The 14590-nt window shown below is 37.7% G+C and carries 16 protein-coding genes and 1 tRNA gene; 9 read left to right on the top strand and 8 right to left on the bottom strand.

The annotated features are described in order from the left end of the window. Nucleotides 1-43 precede the first annotated feature (43 nt). Together uvrC and dprA are read right to left on the bottom strand one after the other, a co-directional pair. The gene (gene uvrC / locus EI546_RS12950; protein WP_128250936.1) at nucleotides 44-1837 is read right to left on the bottom strand and encodes an excinuclease ABC subunit UvrC; all 1794 of its coding nucleotides are present in this window, start codon (nucleotides 1835-1837) and stop codon (nucleotides 44-46) included. Nucleotides 1838-2009: 172 nt separating this feature from the next. After that, nucleotides 2010-3113 carry a DNA-processing protein DprA gene (gene dprA, locus EI546_RS12945; protein ID WP_128250935.1) on the bottom strand — a complete coding sequence of 368 codons (1104 nt, stop codon included), beginning with the start codon at nucleotides 3111-3113 and terminating at the stop codon, nucleotides 2010-2012. A gap of 109 nt (nucleotides 3114-3222) precedes the next feature. Here dprA and EI546_RS12940 point away from each other — a divergent pair, with 109 nt between their 5' ends. The 9 genes from EI546_RS12940 to EI546_RS16780 all read left to right on the top strand — a co-directional run bounded on the left by EI546_RS12940 (nucleotide 3223) and on the right by EI546_RS16780 (nucleotide 10135). Next, nucleotides 3223-4158 (top strand): HU domain-containing protein, encoded by a 936-nt coding sequence (locus EI546_RS12940; RefSeq protein ID WP_128250934.1) that lies wholly within the window; start codon nucleotides 3223-3225, stop codon nucleotides 4156-4158. A gap of 241 nt (nucleotides 4159-4399) precedes the next feature. Further along, nucleotides 4400-4909: an acyl-CoA thioesterase gene (locus tag EI546_RS12935; RefSeq protein WP_128250933.1), complete on the top strand. Its 510-nt coding sequence runs from the start codon at nucleotides 4400-4402 to the stop codon at nucleotides 4907-4909. A 77-nt stretch (nucleotides 4910-4986) separates the two neighbouring features. Then, nucleotides 4987-5862: an ATP-grasp domain-containing protein gene (locus tag EI546_RS12930; protein ID WP_128250932.1), complete on the top strand. Its 876-nt coding sequence runs from the start codon at nucleotides 4987-4989 to the stop codon at nucleotides 5860-5862. A 467-nt stretch (nucleotides 5863-6329) separates the two neighbouring features. Next, nucleotides 6330-6761 carry an ATP-dependent zinc protease family protein gene (locus tag EI546_RS12925; protein ID WP_128250931.1) on the top strand — a complete coding sequence of 144 codons (432 nt, stop codon included), beginning with the start codon at nucleotides 6330-6332 and terminating at the stop codon, nucleotides 6759-6761. Continuing rightward, nucleotides 6751-7623 carry a 30S ribosomal protein S6--L-glutamate ligase gene (gene rimK, locus EI546_RS12920; protein WP_128250930.1) on the top strand — a complete coding sequence of 291 codons (873 nt, stop codon included), beginning with the start codon at nucleotides 6751-6753 and terminating at the stop codon, nucleotides 7621-7623. The genes EI546_RS12925 and rimK overlap by 11 nt, the downstream gene beginning before the upstream one ends. Beyond that, nucleotides 7623-8624, top strand: a complete 1002-nt coding sequence (locus EI546_RS12915; RefSeq protein WP_128250929.1) for a succinylglutamate desuccinylase/aspartoacylase family protein — start codon at nucleotides 7623-7625, stop codon at nucleotides 8622-8624. Before rimK ends, EI546_RS12915 begins: the two co-directional genes overlap by 1 nt. Before the next feature lie 206 nt (nucleotides 8625-8830). Further along, on the top strand, nucleotides 8831-9415 hold the full coding sequence (locus EI546_RS12910) for a 5-formyltetrahydrofolate cyclo-ligase (RefSeq protein WP_128250928.1): 585 nt from the start codon (nucleotides 8831-8833) through the stop codon (nucleotides 9413-9415). A gap of 32 nt (nucleotides 9416-9447) precedes the next feature. Beyond that, on the top strand, nucleotides 9448-9738 hold the full coding sequence (locus EI546_RS12905) for a CD225/dispanin family protein (protein WP_128250927.1): 291 nt from the start codon (nucleotides 9448-9450) through the stop codon (nucleotides 9736-9738). A gap of 97 nt (nucleotides 9739-9835) precedes the next feature. After that, nucleotides 9836-10135 (top strand): DUF2752 domain-containing protein, encoded by a 300-nt coding sequence (locus EI546_RS16780; protein WP_128250926.1) that lies wholly within the window; start codon nucleotides 9836-9838, stop codon nucleotides 10133-10135. A 67-nt stretch (nucleotides 10136-10202) separates the two neighbouring features. Here the strand turns inward: EI546_RS16780 and EI546_RS12895 are convergent, their stop codons facing one another. The 6 genes from EI546_RS12895 to EI546_RS12870 form a co-directional block, all read right to left on the bottom strand. Further along, complete coding sequence (locus EI546_RS12895) at nucleotides 10203-10802, bottom strand: lipoprotein signal peptidase (protein ID WP_128250925.1); 600 nt, start codon at nucleotides 10800-10802, stop codon at nucleotides 10203-10205. Nucleotides 10803-11056: 254 nt separating this feature from the next. Continuing rightward, the gene (locus tag EI546_RS12890) at nucleotides 11057-12376 is read right to left on the bottom strand and encodes a serine hydrolase domain-containing protein (protein ID WP_128250924.1); all 1320 of its coding nucleotides are present in this window, start codon (nucleotides 12374-12376) and stop codon (nucleotides 11057-11059) included. A 275-nt stretch (nucleotides 12377-12651) separates the two neighbouring features. After that, nucleotides 12652-12837 (bottom strand): hypothetical protein, encoded by a 186-nt coding sequence (locus tag EI546_RS12885; RefSeq protein ID WP_128250923.1) that lies wholly within the window; start codon nucleotides 12835-12837, stop codon nucleotides 12652-12654. A 176-nt stretch (nucleotides 12838-13013) separates the two neighbouring features. Beyond that, a complete protein-coding gene (locus tag EI546_RS12880) occupies nucleotides 13014-13367 on the bottom strand; it encodes a PIN domain-containing protein (RefSeq protein WP_240673113.1) in 354 nt (117 codons plus the stop codon). A 55-nt stretch (nucleotides 13368-13422) separates the two neighbouring features. Then, entirely contained in the window at nucleotides 13423-13662 is a 240-nt protein-coding gene (locus EI546_RS12875) for a hypothetical protein (RefSeq protein WP_128250921.1), read from the bottom strand. Between the two features lie 709 nt (nucleotides 13663-14371). Further along, nucleotides 14372-14444 (bottom strand) — tRNA-Gln (locus EI546_RS12870). Nucleotides 14445-14590: the final 146 nt, after the last annotated feature.

Below are 14590 nucleotides of genomic sequence, written 5' to 3'. Positions count from 1 at the left end.
TCTTTTTGGGTTCTCAAACTGATGGTAAAGAAATATTATTATATCACTTTTCGGAAAAATGTTGAACTAATTTCTTCGCCCGACTTTCCCCCACAATATCGGCTAGTTCCTCGAAACTAGCACTAGCAATTCGTTTTTTACTTTTAAAATGGCCTAAAAGAGTTATAATCGTTTTCTCCCCGACACCTGGAATTGTTTCCAATTCCGTATCCAAAGCCTGTTTACTTCTTTTGCTGCGGTGAAAGGTAATTCCGAATCTGTGTGCCTCATTACGCAATTGTTGGATAATTTTCAGCGTTTCACTCTTTTTATCCAAATACAGCGGAATGGGATCGTCCGGATAGAATAGTTCCTCCAAGCGCTTGGCTATTCCAATTATAGCTATTTTTCCTCGCAAACCCAATCGATCCAGACTTTTCAAAGCAGAGGAGAGTTGCCCCTTTCCCCCATCAATGATGATAAGTTGCGGTAAGGGTTGCTCCTCATCCAATAATCTTTTGTAACGGCGATAAACAACTTCTTCCATAGAAGCGAAATCATCAGGTCCAACCACCGTTTTTATATTGAATTTTCTATAATCCTTTTTGCTTGGTTTTCCATTTTTAAATACAACACACGCTGCTACAGGATTACTTCCCTGAATGTTACTATTGTCAAAACATTCAATATGCCTAGGTTCCTCGGAAAGACGGAGATCCTTTTTCATCTGCGCCATAATCCGTTTTTCATGCCGTTCTGGATCTACAATCTTGGTCTGTTTAAAACGCTCCATTCGGAAGTATTTGGCATTCCTTTCCGATAGATCGAGGATTTGTTTTTTGTCCCCCAGTTTCGGAACATGCACTTTCACATCTTCTCCAAGATCAACTTCAAAAGGAACGTAAATCTCCTTGGAGAGGGAATTGAAACGTTGTCGCATTTCTACGATTCCAAGCAACAAAAGATCTTCATCAGATTCATCCAATTTCTTCTTAAGTTCCAAGGTATGCGACCGAATTATAGCTCCGTGCGAAATCTGCAAAAAATTAACATAAGCAAAACTTTCGTCTGCGATAATAGAGAAAACATCCACATTGTTGATTCTCGGATTTACTACCGTTGATTTGGATTGATAGTTTTCCAGAACATCTATCTTTTCTTTGATTCTCTGAGCCTCCTCAAACTTAAGATCCTCCGCCAATCTTTTCATCTGGCCCTTAAATTTGTTCAATGAATTTTTGAAATTCCCTTTTATAATGTTCCTTATGGCATCAATGTTCTCCATATAATCTTTTTCGGAAAACAGGCCCTCGCAGGGACCTAGACAATTTCCTAAATGGTATTCCAAACAAACTTTAAATTTTCCTTCTTTTATATTCTTTTTTGAAAGGTCATAATTGCAGGTGCGAAGTGGGTATAAACCCCTTATAAGGTCCATAAGTATGTGGACGGTTTTCATACTTGTGTAGGGACCGTAATATTCCGAGCCATCACGGATAACCTGACGGGTGCTAAATACGCGCGGAAACCTTTCATTCTTAATGCAAATCCAAGGATAACTTTTATCGTCCTTTAAAAGAACATTATACCGTGGCTGATAATTTTTAATAAGATTGTTTTCCAGCAAAAGCGCGTCGGTCTCCGTTTCAACGACTATATGCTTGATAGTCGCAATCTTTTTTACCAGGACCCTTGTTTTATTATTATCGAAATTTTTGGTAAAATAGGATGAGACACGTTTTTTAAGATTTTTCGCTTTACCTACATACAGCAATTTATCATCCTTATCATAATATTGATAAACTCCTGGAGAATCGGGAAGCGTGGAAATCTGCAGTGTTATTGAAGCATTGGCCATAGCCTCAAAGATACTGGATTGCTTCTTTTTTTCGAAACGATTTTAAGATGAAAAGTAGGAGATAAATTTGTCAAGCCGAGCGTCATCGAGAAGTTTTTGCGCGACCTTTCGATTTAGGTTTATCCTGACCACCGTAGATTGACTCAAGGCAACAAAAGCTAATATTATCCTTTCATACCAACTGAAAAAGTTTGCCCGGCAAAGGTCTTACCACTCCCTTAATCTCCATATTCATCAAAAGAGTTGCAACTTTAAAAACAGGAAGGTTACATTCAAGTGCGATGATATCCAACAATTCTTTTTCTTTTTCCTTCAGGAATCTGAAAATAATCTTTTCATCTTCATCTAATTCAACAAAAAGTTGTGTCTGAAGCGGTTTTTTCGTCTCCTGCAACTCCCATCCCAAATGATAAATAATGTCTGCCGCCGATGTAAGGAGGTGTGCTTTCTGTTGTTTTATAAGAGTATTGCAACCCCTACTTTGTGCATCCGTAGCTCTTCCCGGAAGGGCGAAAACTTCACGGTTGTATGAATGGGCAATATCTGCCGTAACGAGACTACCACCTTTATCTGCCGATTCGATAACTATTGTTGCTTCCGATAGACCGCCGATAACACGATTTCGTTTTAAAAAGTTTGTTTTTTCAAATTTATCACTGCTCCAAAATTCAGTGAAAACACCTCCGTTCTCCTCTAGCTTTTTTAGGTATTTCTTATGTTCACGAGGATAGGTTTGGTTTAGACCGTGTGCCAAACATCCAATAGTTTGAAGATTATTATTCATTGCTGCTTTATGAGCGCAGATGTCCACCCCATAAGCCAAACCGGATACGATAACGGGATTTAAGGGTGCCAATTCCTCTATAAGATTTTGACAGAAAGCATTGCCATAACTAGTTATTTTTCGTGTACCAACAATGCTGATTATCTTCTTGTTTCCCAAATCGATATTTCCTCGCTGAAAAAGAAGGATGGGACCATCGAGGCAGTGTTTAAGATTTTCAGGATAATTTTTGTCCTGAAAATAAGTCCACTCCACTTCATTATCCTCAATAAATCTGAGTTCTTCATCCGCCTGCTCGAGTTGAAGTTTCATATTTATCTCTTTTAAACGAACAACTCCAAAGCCATCAATTTTGGCTAGAGTGCTTTTTTTCTCTTTAAAAATTCCTTCCGCAGAACCTACTTTTCGCAAGAGTTTCTTTGCCGAGATATCACCAAGATTGGGAATTCGTTGTAGCGCAAGGGTGTAGCGAAGTTCTTTGTTTGAAAGCATTGCGATGAATTTTAACAGGGAGGAAAATTAAAAATACAACTATTTACGTTGTTAATAAATACCAAAAACAAAAATTGGAAACGCTCAAAAAATGGTTAACTTTGTTTTTATGCAACTATCCAATTATATAGCCGATTTATTATACCGCTACGAATGCGTGATAATCCCGGGTTTCGGGGCATTTCTTACTCGAAATCAATCCGCTAGGATAGAACAAGCAACAAACACCTTTTATCCCCCGTCCAAGGTTTTATCCTTCAACAGGCAGCTTCAAGTTAATGATGGTTTGTTGGCAAATTATGTTGCTTCGGCAGAAAAATGTTCTTATGAAACGGCACTCCAAAGAGTCCGCAAATTTTCTGCCCATCTTAACACGGAGTTGAATGCAGGAAATCCAATTTCCATAAAAAATATTGGTGAATTTTCGTTGAACGAAGAAAGAGCTATACAATTTGAGCCCTTGAATAAACAAAATTTCAATACGGCTTCTTTTGGACTTTCCAGTTTTGTTTCTCCAGAAATAAGTCGCATTATCCAAGGGGAAACTGTGGTAAAAACGGATAAAGGAGTTGTTAACCTTGCCACCCAGCAAAGAGTTTCCAGACCCTATTTAAAATATGCTGCTGTCGCTGCTATTGCTCTAACGGCCTCGGGTTTTGCTGGAATGAAGCTGTACGAAAATCAGGTCCAAAAATATAATTTTGCACAACGCCAAAAGGCCAACTCGCTGGTTGAAAACCAGATTCAGGAAGCCACTTTCGTTATTGAAAATCCACTGCCTGTAATAAACCTGGAGCTTGCAAAACAAATAGGAAAATACCATCTTGTTGCAGGAGCCTATAGATTGGAGGAAAATGCCGATAAAAAAATAGAACAACTTCGAGAAAAAGGTTATTCTCCAATGAATATGGGGGTTACTCGCTATGGCCTACATCAGGTAATATATGCTAGTTTTGAGGAAAGAATTGACGCTCTTAAAAAACTCCACGAAATTCAACGTGATGAAAATCCAGATGCCTGGCTTCTTGTACAGGAAATCGACTAGCCCATAAGTCGTTTCCCATTTTATCCCAACTTATTATTTCAAAAGTTTCTTGTCAATATTTAAGTTGACATTTATTATTTTCCCTTCCCTTTTTATTTCTATGTTATATTTGCAAAAAAAAATCTAACAAGTTGGAAGTCTAAAAACACTGTCGGAAACAAAACAGACAAAAACTCATTCCTTATTAACTCCATTTTCTATCCCGATATATTCACTTGTAGACTCCTAATAAATATCGCAAATGACTCCTAAAAATCCCAGTGACTCACTCACGATTATAACCGATCTCGTACTACCTAGCGAAACCAATCCTATTGGAAATATGTTTGGTGGCGAACTGCTCGCTAGAATGGATCGTGCCGCTAGTATTGCTGCTCGAAGACATAGCAGACGAATAGTTGTTACGGCTTCGGTGAACCACGTGGCATTCAGCAAAATGATTCCTCTGGGAAGTGTTGTTACCGTGGAAGCCAAAGTCTCGCGAGCATTTTCCAGCTCCATGGAGGTATATATGGATGTATTTATCGAGGATAGGGAAAGCGGGGAACGGAGCATTTCCAACGAAGCTATTTATACCTTTGTAGCGGTTGATGAAACTGGTAGGCCGGTAAGAGTACCGGAATTAATACCGGAAACAGAAGTCGAAAAAAAACGGTTTGAAGCGGCTCTGCGCCGAAAACAATTAAGTTTGGTATTGGCAGGAAAAATGAAACCAAGCGAAGCAACGGAGTTGAAAGCATTATTCAATTAATTAACTTTTCAATTTTAGGGCTGTTGAATTGAGAAACGAAAGGCATTTAAATTAATTCACTTCTACAATAACCATCTATGAACATCGCCATTCTTTCCCGCGGGGAAGCCCTATATTCAACCAGAAGTCTTTATAAAGCTGGGAAAGATCGCAACCACACCGTGGAAATTTTGGATCCCTCCTATTTCAATCTTTCCATTGAAAAAGGAAAGTCACTTCTACATTTTGAAGGAGAGAAAATAGATTTCTTTGACGCTATTATTCCAAGGATTGGAGCTTCTAATACTAATTTCGGCGCCAACGTGGTACGCCAGTTTGAGGCAATGGGAGTTTTTACTGTGGTCTCTTCCGAAGGTATTCTAAACAGCCGTAACAAGTGGACCTGCTTTCAGATATTGGCGAAGAACCAAATTCCCGTTCCCAAAACCCTTTACGCATCCTTCTTCGAATATGAAGAACAGTTGGCCTCATTTGGGGGGAAACCGGTTATTATAAAACTCTTGGAAGGTACCCACGGAGAAGGTGTAATCCTTACGGAAAGTATTCAAAATGCCATGGCTACCATTGAAACCCTCTCGACCGCGGGAGTAAAATTTTTACTTCAAGAATATATTGAAGAGGCTAAGGGCTCCGATATTCGAGCCATAATTGTGGACGGGGTGGTGGTAGCCGCCATGAAAAGAAATTCGAAATGTGGAGAATTTAGAAGCAACCTGCACCGTGGAGGGACTTCAGAAAAAATCCAACTTTCCATTGATGAAGAAAAGGTAGCTATCAAGGCAGCACGAGCTATGGGATTGGGATTTTGCGGGGTGGACATATTACAATCTAAAGAAGGTCCTTTGGTACTCGAAATCAATAGCACTCCTGGATTGGAAGGCATTGAAACAACTTCAGGCAAAAGCGTCTCAAAAAGCGTGATCGGCTATATCGAACGAAATAGGATTAAATAGATATTAATGCTCTTCCTAAGTTAAAAATTCTAAAAAGCAATATTTATTTTTCAATGTTGCCCAATTAAATTTAAGATGATCTTCCTTTCAATACGAACTATAAGGGTCCTCAAGAGGTTATTGAATTGTTCACCCGCTTTTTCACATATTCAAAATGGCAGATAAAACACTACAACCTTGGCTAATCAAAATTGTTATAATACATAATATCAGTCATTCACAAATTTAGTCTTTCCCGAAAGCTTTTGGGATTGGCTCTAGAAGCGCAACGGTCTTGTTTCTTTTCCTGGAGAATGATTTTTGTTTTTATATTATTAGGTAGTTCTGCCAGATCCTATTTTAATAGTTTCTCATTTTAAAGTGCTCAATTTTTTGGTTTTCTGTTATTTGGAATTTATATTATTTATCTTGCAGTAATCAAATAGAATGATGGTCTATTTAATAAGTGGCCCATAGACAAATTCCGAATGAAAAGAAATATTGGACGAATAGATAAAGCAGATTTTCCTCTCTTAAATTTATTTGATATCGAGGTGAAAGTCGATACAGGCGCTTATACTTCTACTATACATTGCAAAAACGTTAAGATAGAAGAAGGCTATTTAAAGTGTAATTTTTTGGACGAGGAGCATCCCAGTTATCACGAAAAGGAAATTGTTTTTGACGAATATGATGTAAAGGTCGTAAAGAGCAGCAATGGCCAATCTGAACCGCGATATAGAATCAAGACCGAGATTATTCTTTTCGGCAAGACCTCCGAGATATTCTTGACGTTAAGTGACAGAGAAGAGATGCGATTTCCCGTACTTTTGGGTCGAAATTTTTTGAGCAAGAAATTTATAGTAGATATTAACAAAACAAATCTATCCTTCAAACTAAAAGTTAAAAATGAACATTAAAATATTATCTGCGAACGCAAATCTTTATTCTACCAAGCGACTTGTGGAAGCGGCAAGAGCCAGAAAACATGATGTGGAAATAGTCAACCATTCCAAATGCGACATCGTTATCGAAAAGAAGAATCCCGTAATTATGTACAAGGGGCAAAAACTTGGACATACCGATGCCATCATTCCGCGGATAGGAGCCTCCGTTACGTTTTATGGAACAGCCGTAGTTCGCCAGTTCGAGATGATGCACTGTTTTACTACCACAGAATCTCAGGCGTTGGTACGTTCGCGCGATAAGTTGAGAAGTCTGCAGATACTATCCCGTGCCGGACTGGGATTGCCAAAAACTGTTTTTACCAACTATTCCAAAAATGTCAAAGAGATTGTAGATCAGGCAGGAGGTGCTCCGGTGATAATCAAATTGCTAGAAGGAACTCAAGGTATTGGAGTTATTTTGGTTGAAACAAGAAAAGCAGCTGAATCAGTTATTGAAGCTTTTAATAATCTTCAGGCCAGGGTGATTGTTCAGGAATTTGTCAAGGAAGCTGGCGGTGCAGACATACGTGCTTTTATTGTGGATGGACAAGTAGTAGGCGCAATGAAAAGACAGGCCAAAGAAGGAGAATTTCGTTCCAACCTACATCGAGGTGGAAGCGCTACGGTAATAAAACTTACGGATGAAGAGGAAACTGCAGCCCTCAAAGCTGCTAGAGCCTTGGGACTTGGAATTGCGGGTGTGGACATGCTGCAATCCGCTCGCGGCCCCCTTATTCTTGAGGTTAATTCCTCTCCCGGCTTGGAAGGAATTGAATCGGCAACTGGAAAGGATATTGCCAATTCCATCATCAAATACATTGAGCGCAACGTGTAATGGCAAAGAAAGAAGAACGGGATATAGTAATTTTAAATGTACGAATCGCGCTTGGCGAAAGTAAAAGACTGGATTTCAGCATAGCCAAGCTCTATACAACCACCAAGGTTGAAATTCCGATTATTATTGAACGTTCCAAAATTCCTGGACCCACGGTTTTGATTACTGCCGCAATCCACGGCGATGAAATAAATGGGGTAGAAATTGTGCGCCAATTAATTGCCCGTAAACTTAACAAACCAAAGCGGGGAACGATCATCTGTATTCCAATATTAAATGTGTTTGGATTTTTGAACGGCGATAGATCCTTTCCGGATGGCCGAGATCTTAATCGGGTTTTCCCAGGTACAAAATCCGGTTCTCTAGCCAGTAGGGTCGCTTATAATTTCACAAAAAAGATATTGCCCAATGCAGATTACTGCCTCGATTTTCATACTGGAGGGGCAAGTAGATTTAATGCACCACAGATTAGGATTAGACAAGGTGATGAAAGGTTATTAGAACTTGCCAAAGCTTTCAATGCTCCATTTACAGTTTATTCGAATACCATCGAGAAATCCTATCGCAATACTTGCCGTAAAATGGGAATTCCAGCGCTACTATTTGAAGGAGGAAAAAGTCGCGAAAGCAACAAATCTGTAGTGAAAGAAGGCGTAGACGGAGTACTGCGATTTTTAGATTACCTTGATATGTTAGGCAAGAGAATTCCGGTTCCCTTGGCTGAAAACGATACCATAATTATTGAAAAGAGCAGATGGGTGCGCGCCCAAAGAAGCGGTTTACTTCATATTAAGATTAAATGTAATAAGCACGTGGAAAAAGGGGAATTTCTTGCCACTATTACAGATCCTTATGGCACGATGAGGTTTAAAGTTACTTCTCCAAACGAAGGATATATAATCAATGTTAACCAATCCCCTATTGTAAACCAAGGCGATGCCATATTTCATATTTCAACTGCAAATACTGCAGATGTTGAGGATGAAGAGATGGAGGATTAAGTTAATGAGATGAAGGTGTCTAGCTGTTCGGAAATTATCAATTTACCCTATTCAATGTTCAATTTGCCATGTTTATTATCGATAACCCTCATTTTACTTCAGCCCTAAAGGTCTCCTCCTCGACTTCTCAACTCCTAAACACCTCAACTCATAAACTCCTAACATTTTTCCCTCTGCGACTGGCCTAAGATTCTTACTTTTGATATATGAGCCACAAATCGGATTTACGAATAAAATACAAAAAGCTTCGAGAAGACTTATCTGAAAGTTCGGTGGAGGATATGAGTCTTCAGATTGCAAACCAAGCTTTAAAACTTCCTATTTGGAATGGAACGTATTATCATATATTTCTTCCTATTTCGCATAAAAAAGAAGTGGACACAAGTTTCTTAATGCATATTCTGCAGGGAAAGGAAAAAAGCATAGTAGTATCCAAAGCAGATTTTTCAACCAATGAAATGAAACATATTCTGCTTCAGGATAATACTCCTCTTAAGGTCTCGGATTATGGGATTCCCGAACCTGTTTCAGGAATAGAAATCTCACCGGAAATATTGGATGTGGTTTTTGTTCCGCTATTAGCTTACGATCTAAACGGGCATCGAATAGGTTATGGCAAGGGTTTTTATGATCGTTTCTTGAAAAAATGTCGAAAAGATACAGTGTTTATCGGATTATCTTTCTTTGAACCTGAGCCCAAAATATTTTTTGAAGCCACTGACATTCCTTTGGATTATTGCATCACCCCCGAAAAAACCTTTGATTTTAAAAATAACCATTTATCTTTATAGAGTTAAATATTTATTAACCAACCCAATACAAAATGGAAACAACCAACAACCAACCCATCGGAACGCCGCCAGACAATAATTTGGTGTGGGCGATTTTATGCACTGTGTTATGCTGTTTACCCTTAGGCATAGTATCAATTATTAAATCTACAAAAGTAAAGGAATTATGGGCACTTGGCGATTATGCTGGAGCTCAAAAGGCGGCAGACGACGCGAAGAAATGGGCCATATGGGGCGCCGCTGTTGCGGTAATAATTTGGGTATTGTATGTTCTATTCTTCCTAGTAATCGGATTTGGTGGTGCTTTCTCAGAATATTACTAAACTTGGGAAAATAGCCCTCATTACAACCTTGTTTGGGGGCATTTTTCTTATTTATTATTTTTTCAATCCTTCCAAAGGCTTTTTTCTGCCCTGTCCAATGTATTACGTCTCGGGATTTTACTGCCCTGGTTGCGGTTCGCAACGTGCTGTTCATCTTTTGTTACACGGGAATATTAGTGGAGCTTTTCGATTTAATCCATTAATGGTGTTGACGTTACCAATTTTAATCTACGGATTGGGAATCACAGTTGCCAACTGGATATTCGGCACGAGTTATCGATTTATGCTCTTTTACAGTAAACTCTTTATCTTCGGATTTTTTGGATTGGCAATTCTATATTGGGTACTTCGGAATCTCCCCTTTTATCCATTCAATCTACTTGCCCCTCCCAGTTAATCCAAAAGGAAAAGAATTATAGGATCTTCGGGGTTTATTCGTATGGCTTCAAAAAAGAAATTCGATTCTATTTCTTCGGAAATGCTTTTTTGTTGAAGATCAACAAAAGAACTACACCCACGCTAATTGCAGAATCGGCGACATTAAAAACAGGGTCAAAAAAGGTGAAATATTGACCACCCCATATTGGGATCCATTCCGGCAAAGTCCCATTATATAAGGGGAAATATAGCATATCTACCACTTTTCCATGGAACAACGTTCCATATCCACCAGCTTCCGGAAACAGAGTTGCTACTTGCCTGTGACTATCGTTGAAAATGAGACCGTAGAAAACGGAATCGATGATATTTCCCAAGGCCCCGGCAAAAATAAAGGCAATACAGAAAATTAAAATTCGGGAGGACTTTCTTTTTATTGAATCCCACAACCAGTATCCAATTCCACCTATGGCCACGATCCTAAAAAGGGTTAGAATAAGTTTCCCATAAGTTCCAGGAATTTTTGCACCCCAAGCCATTCCTTCATTTTCAACGAAAAGAATACGAAACCAATCGAAAACGCGAATTTCTTCTCCCAACATAAAATGGGTCTTTATATAGATTTTCGACACTTGGTCTATCAATAAAATCAGAAGGATAATAGCGGTGGCTTTCTTTAGGCTCATTTTAATTTCTATAATTTGCTCCGCTCCATTTAACTTCTGAAGAGATTACGATCATTTGGATTTAAATCCTAATGAACTATACCTCAGCTGTATCAGAAAAAAGAAGTCCATTTTCTTTAAGTTCTCAAAGCGAGCGCAAAAATAGGAATATTATTTGGTTTGTTTGATGGAAATATTACTGTTGATATTTCTGTTATAATTGAGGAATAATAAGCCAATTAATATACATAAAGTAGCTGGGGAATTTCGCAAAATCATTCCTTTCTAAAAGTAAACACGCCGCCACCCTGTTTAAGCACCATTGTATGTTCCGAAGGATTAAATTCCAAAACAACACCGGCAGCATCAAATTTGAATTTATTCTTTTCGGTCGGTTCTAGAGAAAAAGAAGATTGGCCAGTTGCTTGCGCTATTAAAGTTGAATTTTCCTTTGTTATAGTAATTTTCAAAGGAATTTCTGAAGAAGAATACACACCCAAGTATTGATCCAAGTCCTCGGAACTTAGTTCAATGGTATTTAATTGCGGAATTTCATAAGGTTCATTATAAACTGCACTTAAAACCGCAATAGAAATATCATTGTTATTGAAATTAGTGCCATTTGAAGTCATGGCATACGAAACATTTCCATCGGGAAAGTGGGTGAATATGGAAGTAAATCCATCTATACCACCAGTGTGTCCGAAGCCCTGTTTATTTCCAAAAGGAAACTGAAAAAGGCCCATTCCATAATGCTCCTTTATATTTTCCATTTGTTTCAGGCTTTCTTCCTTCACAACTTTTCCTGCGAACAGGGCATCACTGAATTTAACCAAATCACTGGGAGTGGAAACAATTCCTCCCGCACCCAATGGCACAGAGATATCGGTTTCTGGCTCCAGCTTCCAATCTCCCATCCATTTGTACGATTTACTCTCGTTTTTCTTAACATCAATTTTACCTCCTAAATATGTGTTTTTTAAACCTAAAGGCTGAGTTATAAATTCCTTGAGTATTTCAGAATATTGCTTTTTAAATGTTTTTTCGAGAATAATGGAGAGAAGCACATAATTTGAATTGCTGTACTCTGCTCGGCTATCCGGCTCAAAGTCGCTTCCTCCCTTTATGATAATATCTATCATTTCCTTTTCAGATTTCGGACTCGTGTTCCAACTCAGATAATCTTCTTCGCTGGTGAAATTATGAATTCCACTTCTATGATAAAGCAACTGTTGTACTGTGATTTTGTCACCCTTCGGAAATGTTGGAAAGAATTTATCAATTGTTTGGTTCAAATCGATTTTACCAGCTTCCACCCCTTTGAAAACCAAAGCAGCGGTAAAAGTCTTTGAGATAGAACCTATCCGATATTTAGTATTTTCATTGGCTTTTATTTTGTTTTCAACATCAGCAAACCCAACGGATCTGGTATAAATTATCTTAGCATCTTGAGAAACGGCAACACTTCCCATAAATTTATTGTGTGTTTCAAGCGCATCAAAATAGGAATCCAATTTTGAACTATCAAAATCTTGGGCAAAGGTTACGGTAGCCAACAGTCCAAAAAACAGGAAAAGAAAGAGATTATTTTTCATCAGAAATCAATTAAAAATTCGACCACATCGAATTTAGAAAAAATATGTTTTGTTTCTATTATATAAAGTATAAAAGATGGCCTAGAAAGTTTCAAGGATTCTTAAATTATTCAATTTTAGATACGACTTATTCTTATTCGACTTAATTTTTTTCTTGATCAGTTCCGGATGGAGTGAATAATTCTGCAACTTGCCTAATTCTGCATTCAATTGGGCTTTTTACTATTTCTCTTTTCGATTGGCGTAAAAAATAACAATTCAACTGTCCTATTTTATTACGTGGTATCTATTTTGTTTTTTCTACCACGAATGGTTAAGAACATGGCCAAAATTAAAACCACACTCGATATAATTCTGAACCAAAAACCAGAATTCATTTCATCAGATGTAAAAATGAAATTCAATATTATCAATAGAAAACTTACAACAATTAGAATTGTAGGTAAATTAACTTCTTTCATCTGTTTCAATTTTTTTTGATTATTTCTTTCTTCAATGAATGCCAACGTCTCGTATAAACGCAGTAGCGGGATTTACGCATTTATTTTTCAGGCTATAACTGAATTTTGATTTATAAAACTACTTTTGGATATAAAAATTAGCCGCTATTGCGTTTATACCGTGTTGGTGGCAGTACTTACTTCCTCACAAACCAATTTTCAACGTTTAATTTGTTTAGATGTTTGAAATCTTTGATATTGTCGGTAACTAATGTTAAATCATTTACAATTGCAGTAACACCAATTATTAAGTCAAATTCGTCATTCATTGGCGTTCCATTTTTTCTTAATCTTACTTTTTCTTCGGCGTATCTTTCCACAATTCCATAAATGGGTATTACTGATAATCCTTTTACAAAGTTGTCAACAGCTTTATGGGATTTTTTTGGGTTATCGCTATTTTCCGCACCATATTTCAATTCGAACACAGTTAGCTCTGAAATAAAACAATTGTCAATTCCCCTTTCTCTGATTATTTCGTCTAATTTCAATTTTCCGCGAAGAAAAAAGACACACATATTCGTGTCCAATAAATACTGCATATTGCTACAATTTCAATTCTTCTCCTTTAAATTTCCGACTTTCTTTAATTTCTTTAATGAGTTCTTCAGCTGGTTTTTCAGAGCCGAAAGCTCCAAAAGACTTATAAAATTCCGCATCCCTGCTTTTTCTTCCTTTTTTAAGGGATTTTGCAAGCTTTTCAAGCAGCTCAATTTTACTGATAGAATTTAACCCTTCAAAAAGATTTGAATAAGTCTCCACAATATATTTTTCTGCAACTGTCATTTTTGTCCGTTTTATTCAAATTTAATGAATTTTCTTTATATAAATCATTTTCTTGTATTGCCACCAATATGTGTATAAATGCTATCTCATATTATTATGGCGTATATTTCCATAATGTACACGAGTTTATCTAGATTAACCCGTGAATTTATGAGATGTCAAAATGTTAAATTATCCTTGGAGAAAAGCCAAGGCTTCAGAACTAAATGTATAAAACTATTTACTCCTTTAACTTGGTTTAGTTAAAAAATGCACATAGCTCAAAAAGATCTAGGTAAATTGATTGCGTTTGACCTAAAAAATAAATAACAAGTAGCCTTTGGGGAGAGTCAAATTACGATTATCAGCTTCTCACCAAATTATCTAAATAAAAAAAGTCCTAACCGTATCAGATTAGAACTTTTGTTGGCCCATTAGGGCTCCCTTCGACTACGCTCAGGATAAACTTCTCGCCCGTAATTATTCGAAATAAAAAATCCCGACCTCTTTCAAGATCAGGACTTTTGTTCGCCCACTAGGGCTCCCTTCGACTGCGCTCAGGGTAAACTTCTCGCCCGTAATTATTCACAAAGAAAAAACCTCAACCAATTAAGATTGAGGTTTTCAAGTTGGCCCATTAGGGCTCCTTTCGACTGCGCTCAGGGTAAACTTCTCGCCCGTAATTTCTCAAAACAAAAAATCCCGACCTCTTTCAAGATCAGGACTTTTGTTGGCCCACTAGGGCTCGAACCTAGACTCTTCTGGACCAAAACCAGACGTGTTGCCAGTTACACCATGGGCCAATTCCGTAATGCGGTGGCAAAATTAATATAAACTTTGGCTTGTACAAACATTTTTCAATAAAAATAATCCCTTGTATTGCTTACTTAAAATTTAGTTACCGAAAATATCCTAACTCATTGTACGTTACCTCCTATTCAACCCTTCG

Source organism: Aequorivita sp. H23M31, assembly GCF_004022485.1.
GTDB lineage: Bacteria > Bacteroidota > Bacteroidia > Flavobacteriales > Flavobacteriaceae > Aequorivita > Aequorivita ciconiae.
The sequence above is the reverse complement of the archived record's forward strand: the minus strand, read 5'-3'. Positions and strand labels throughout refer to the sequence as shown.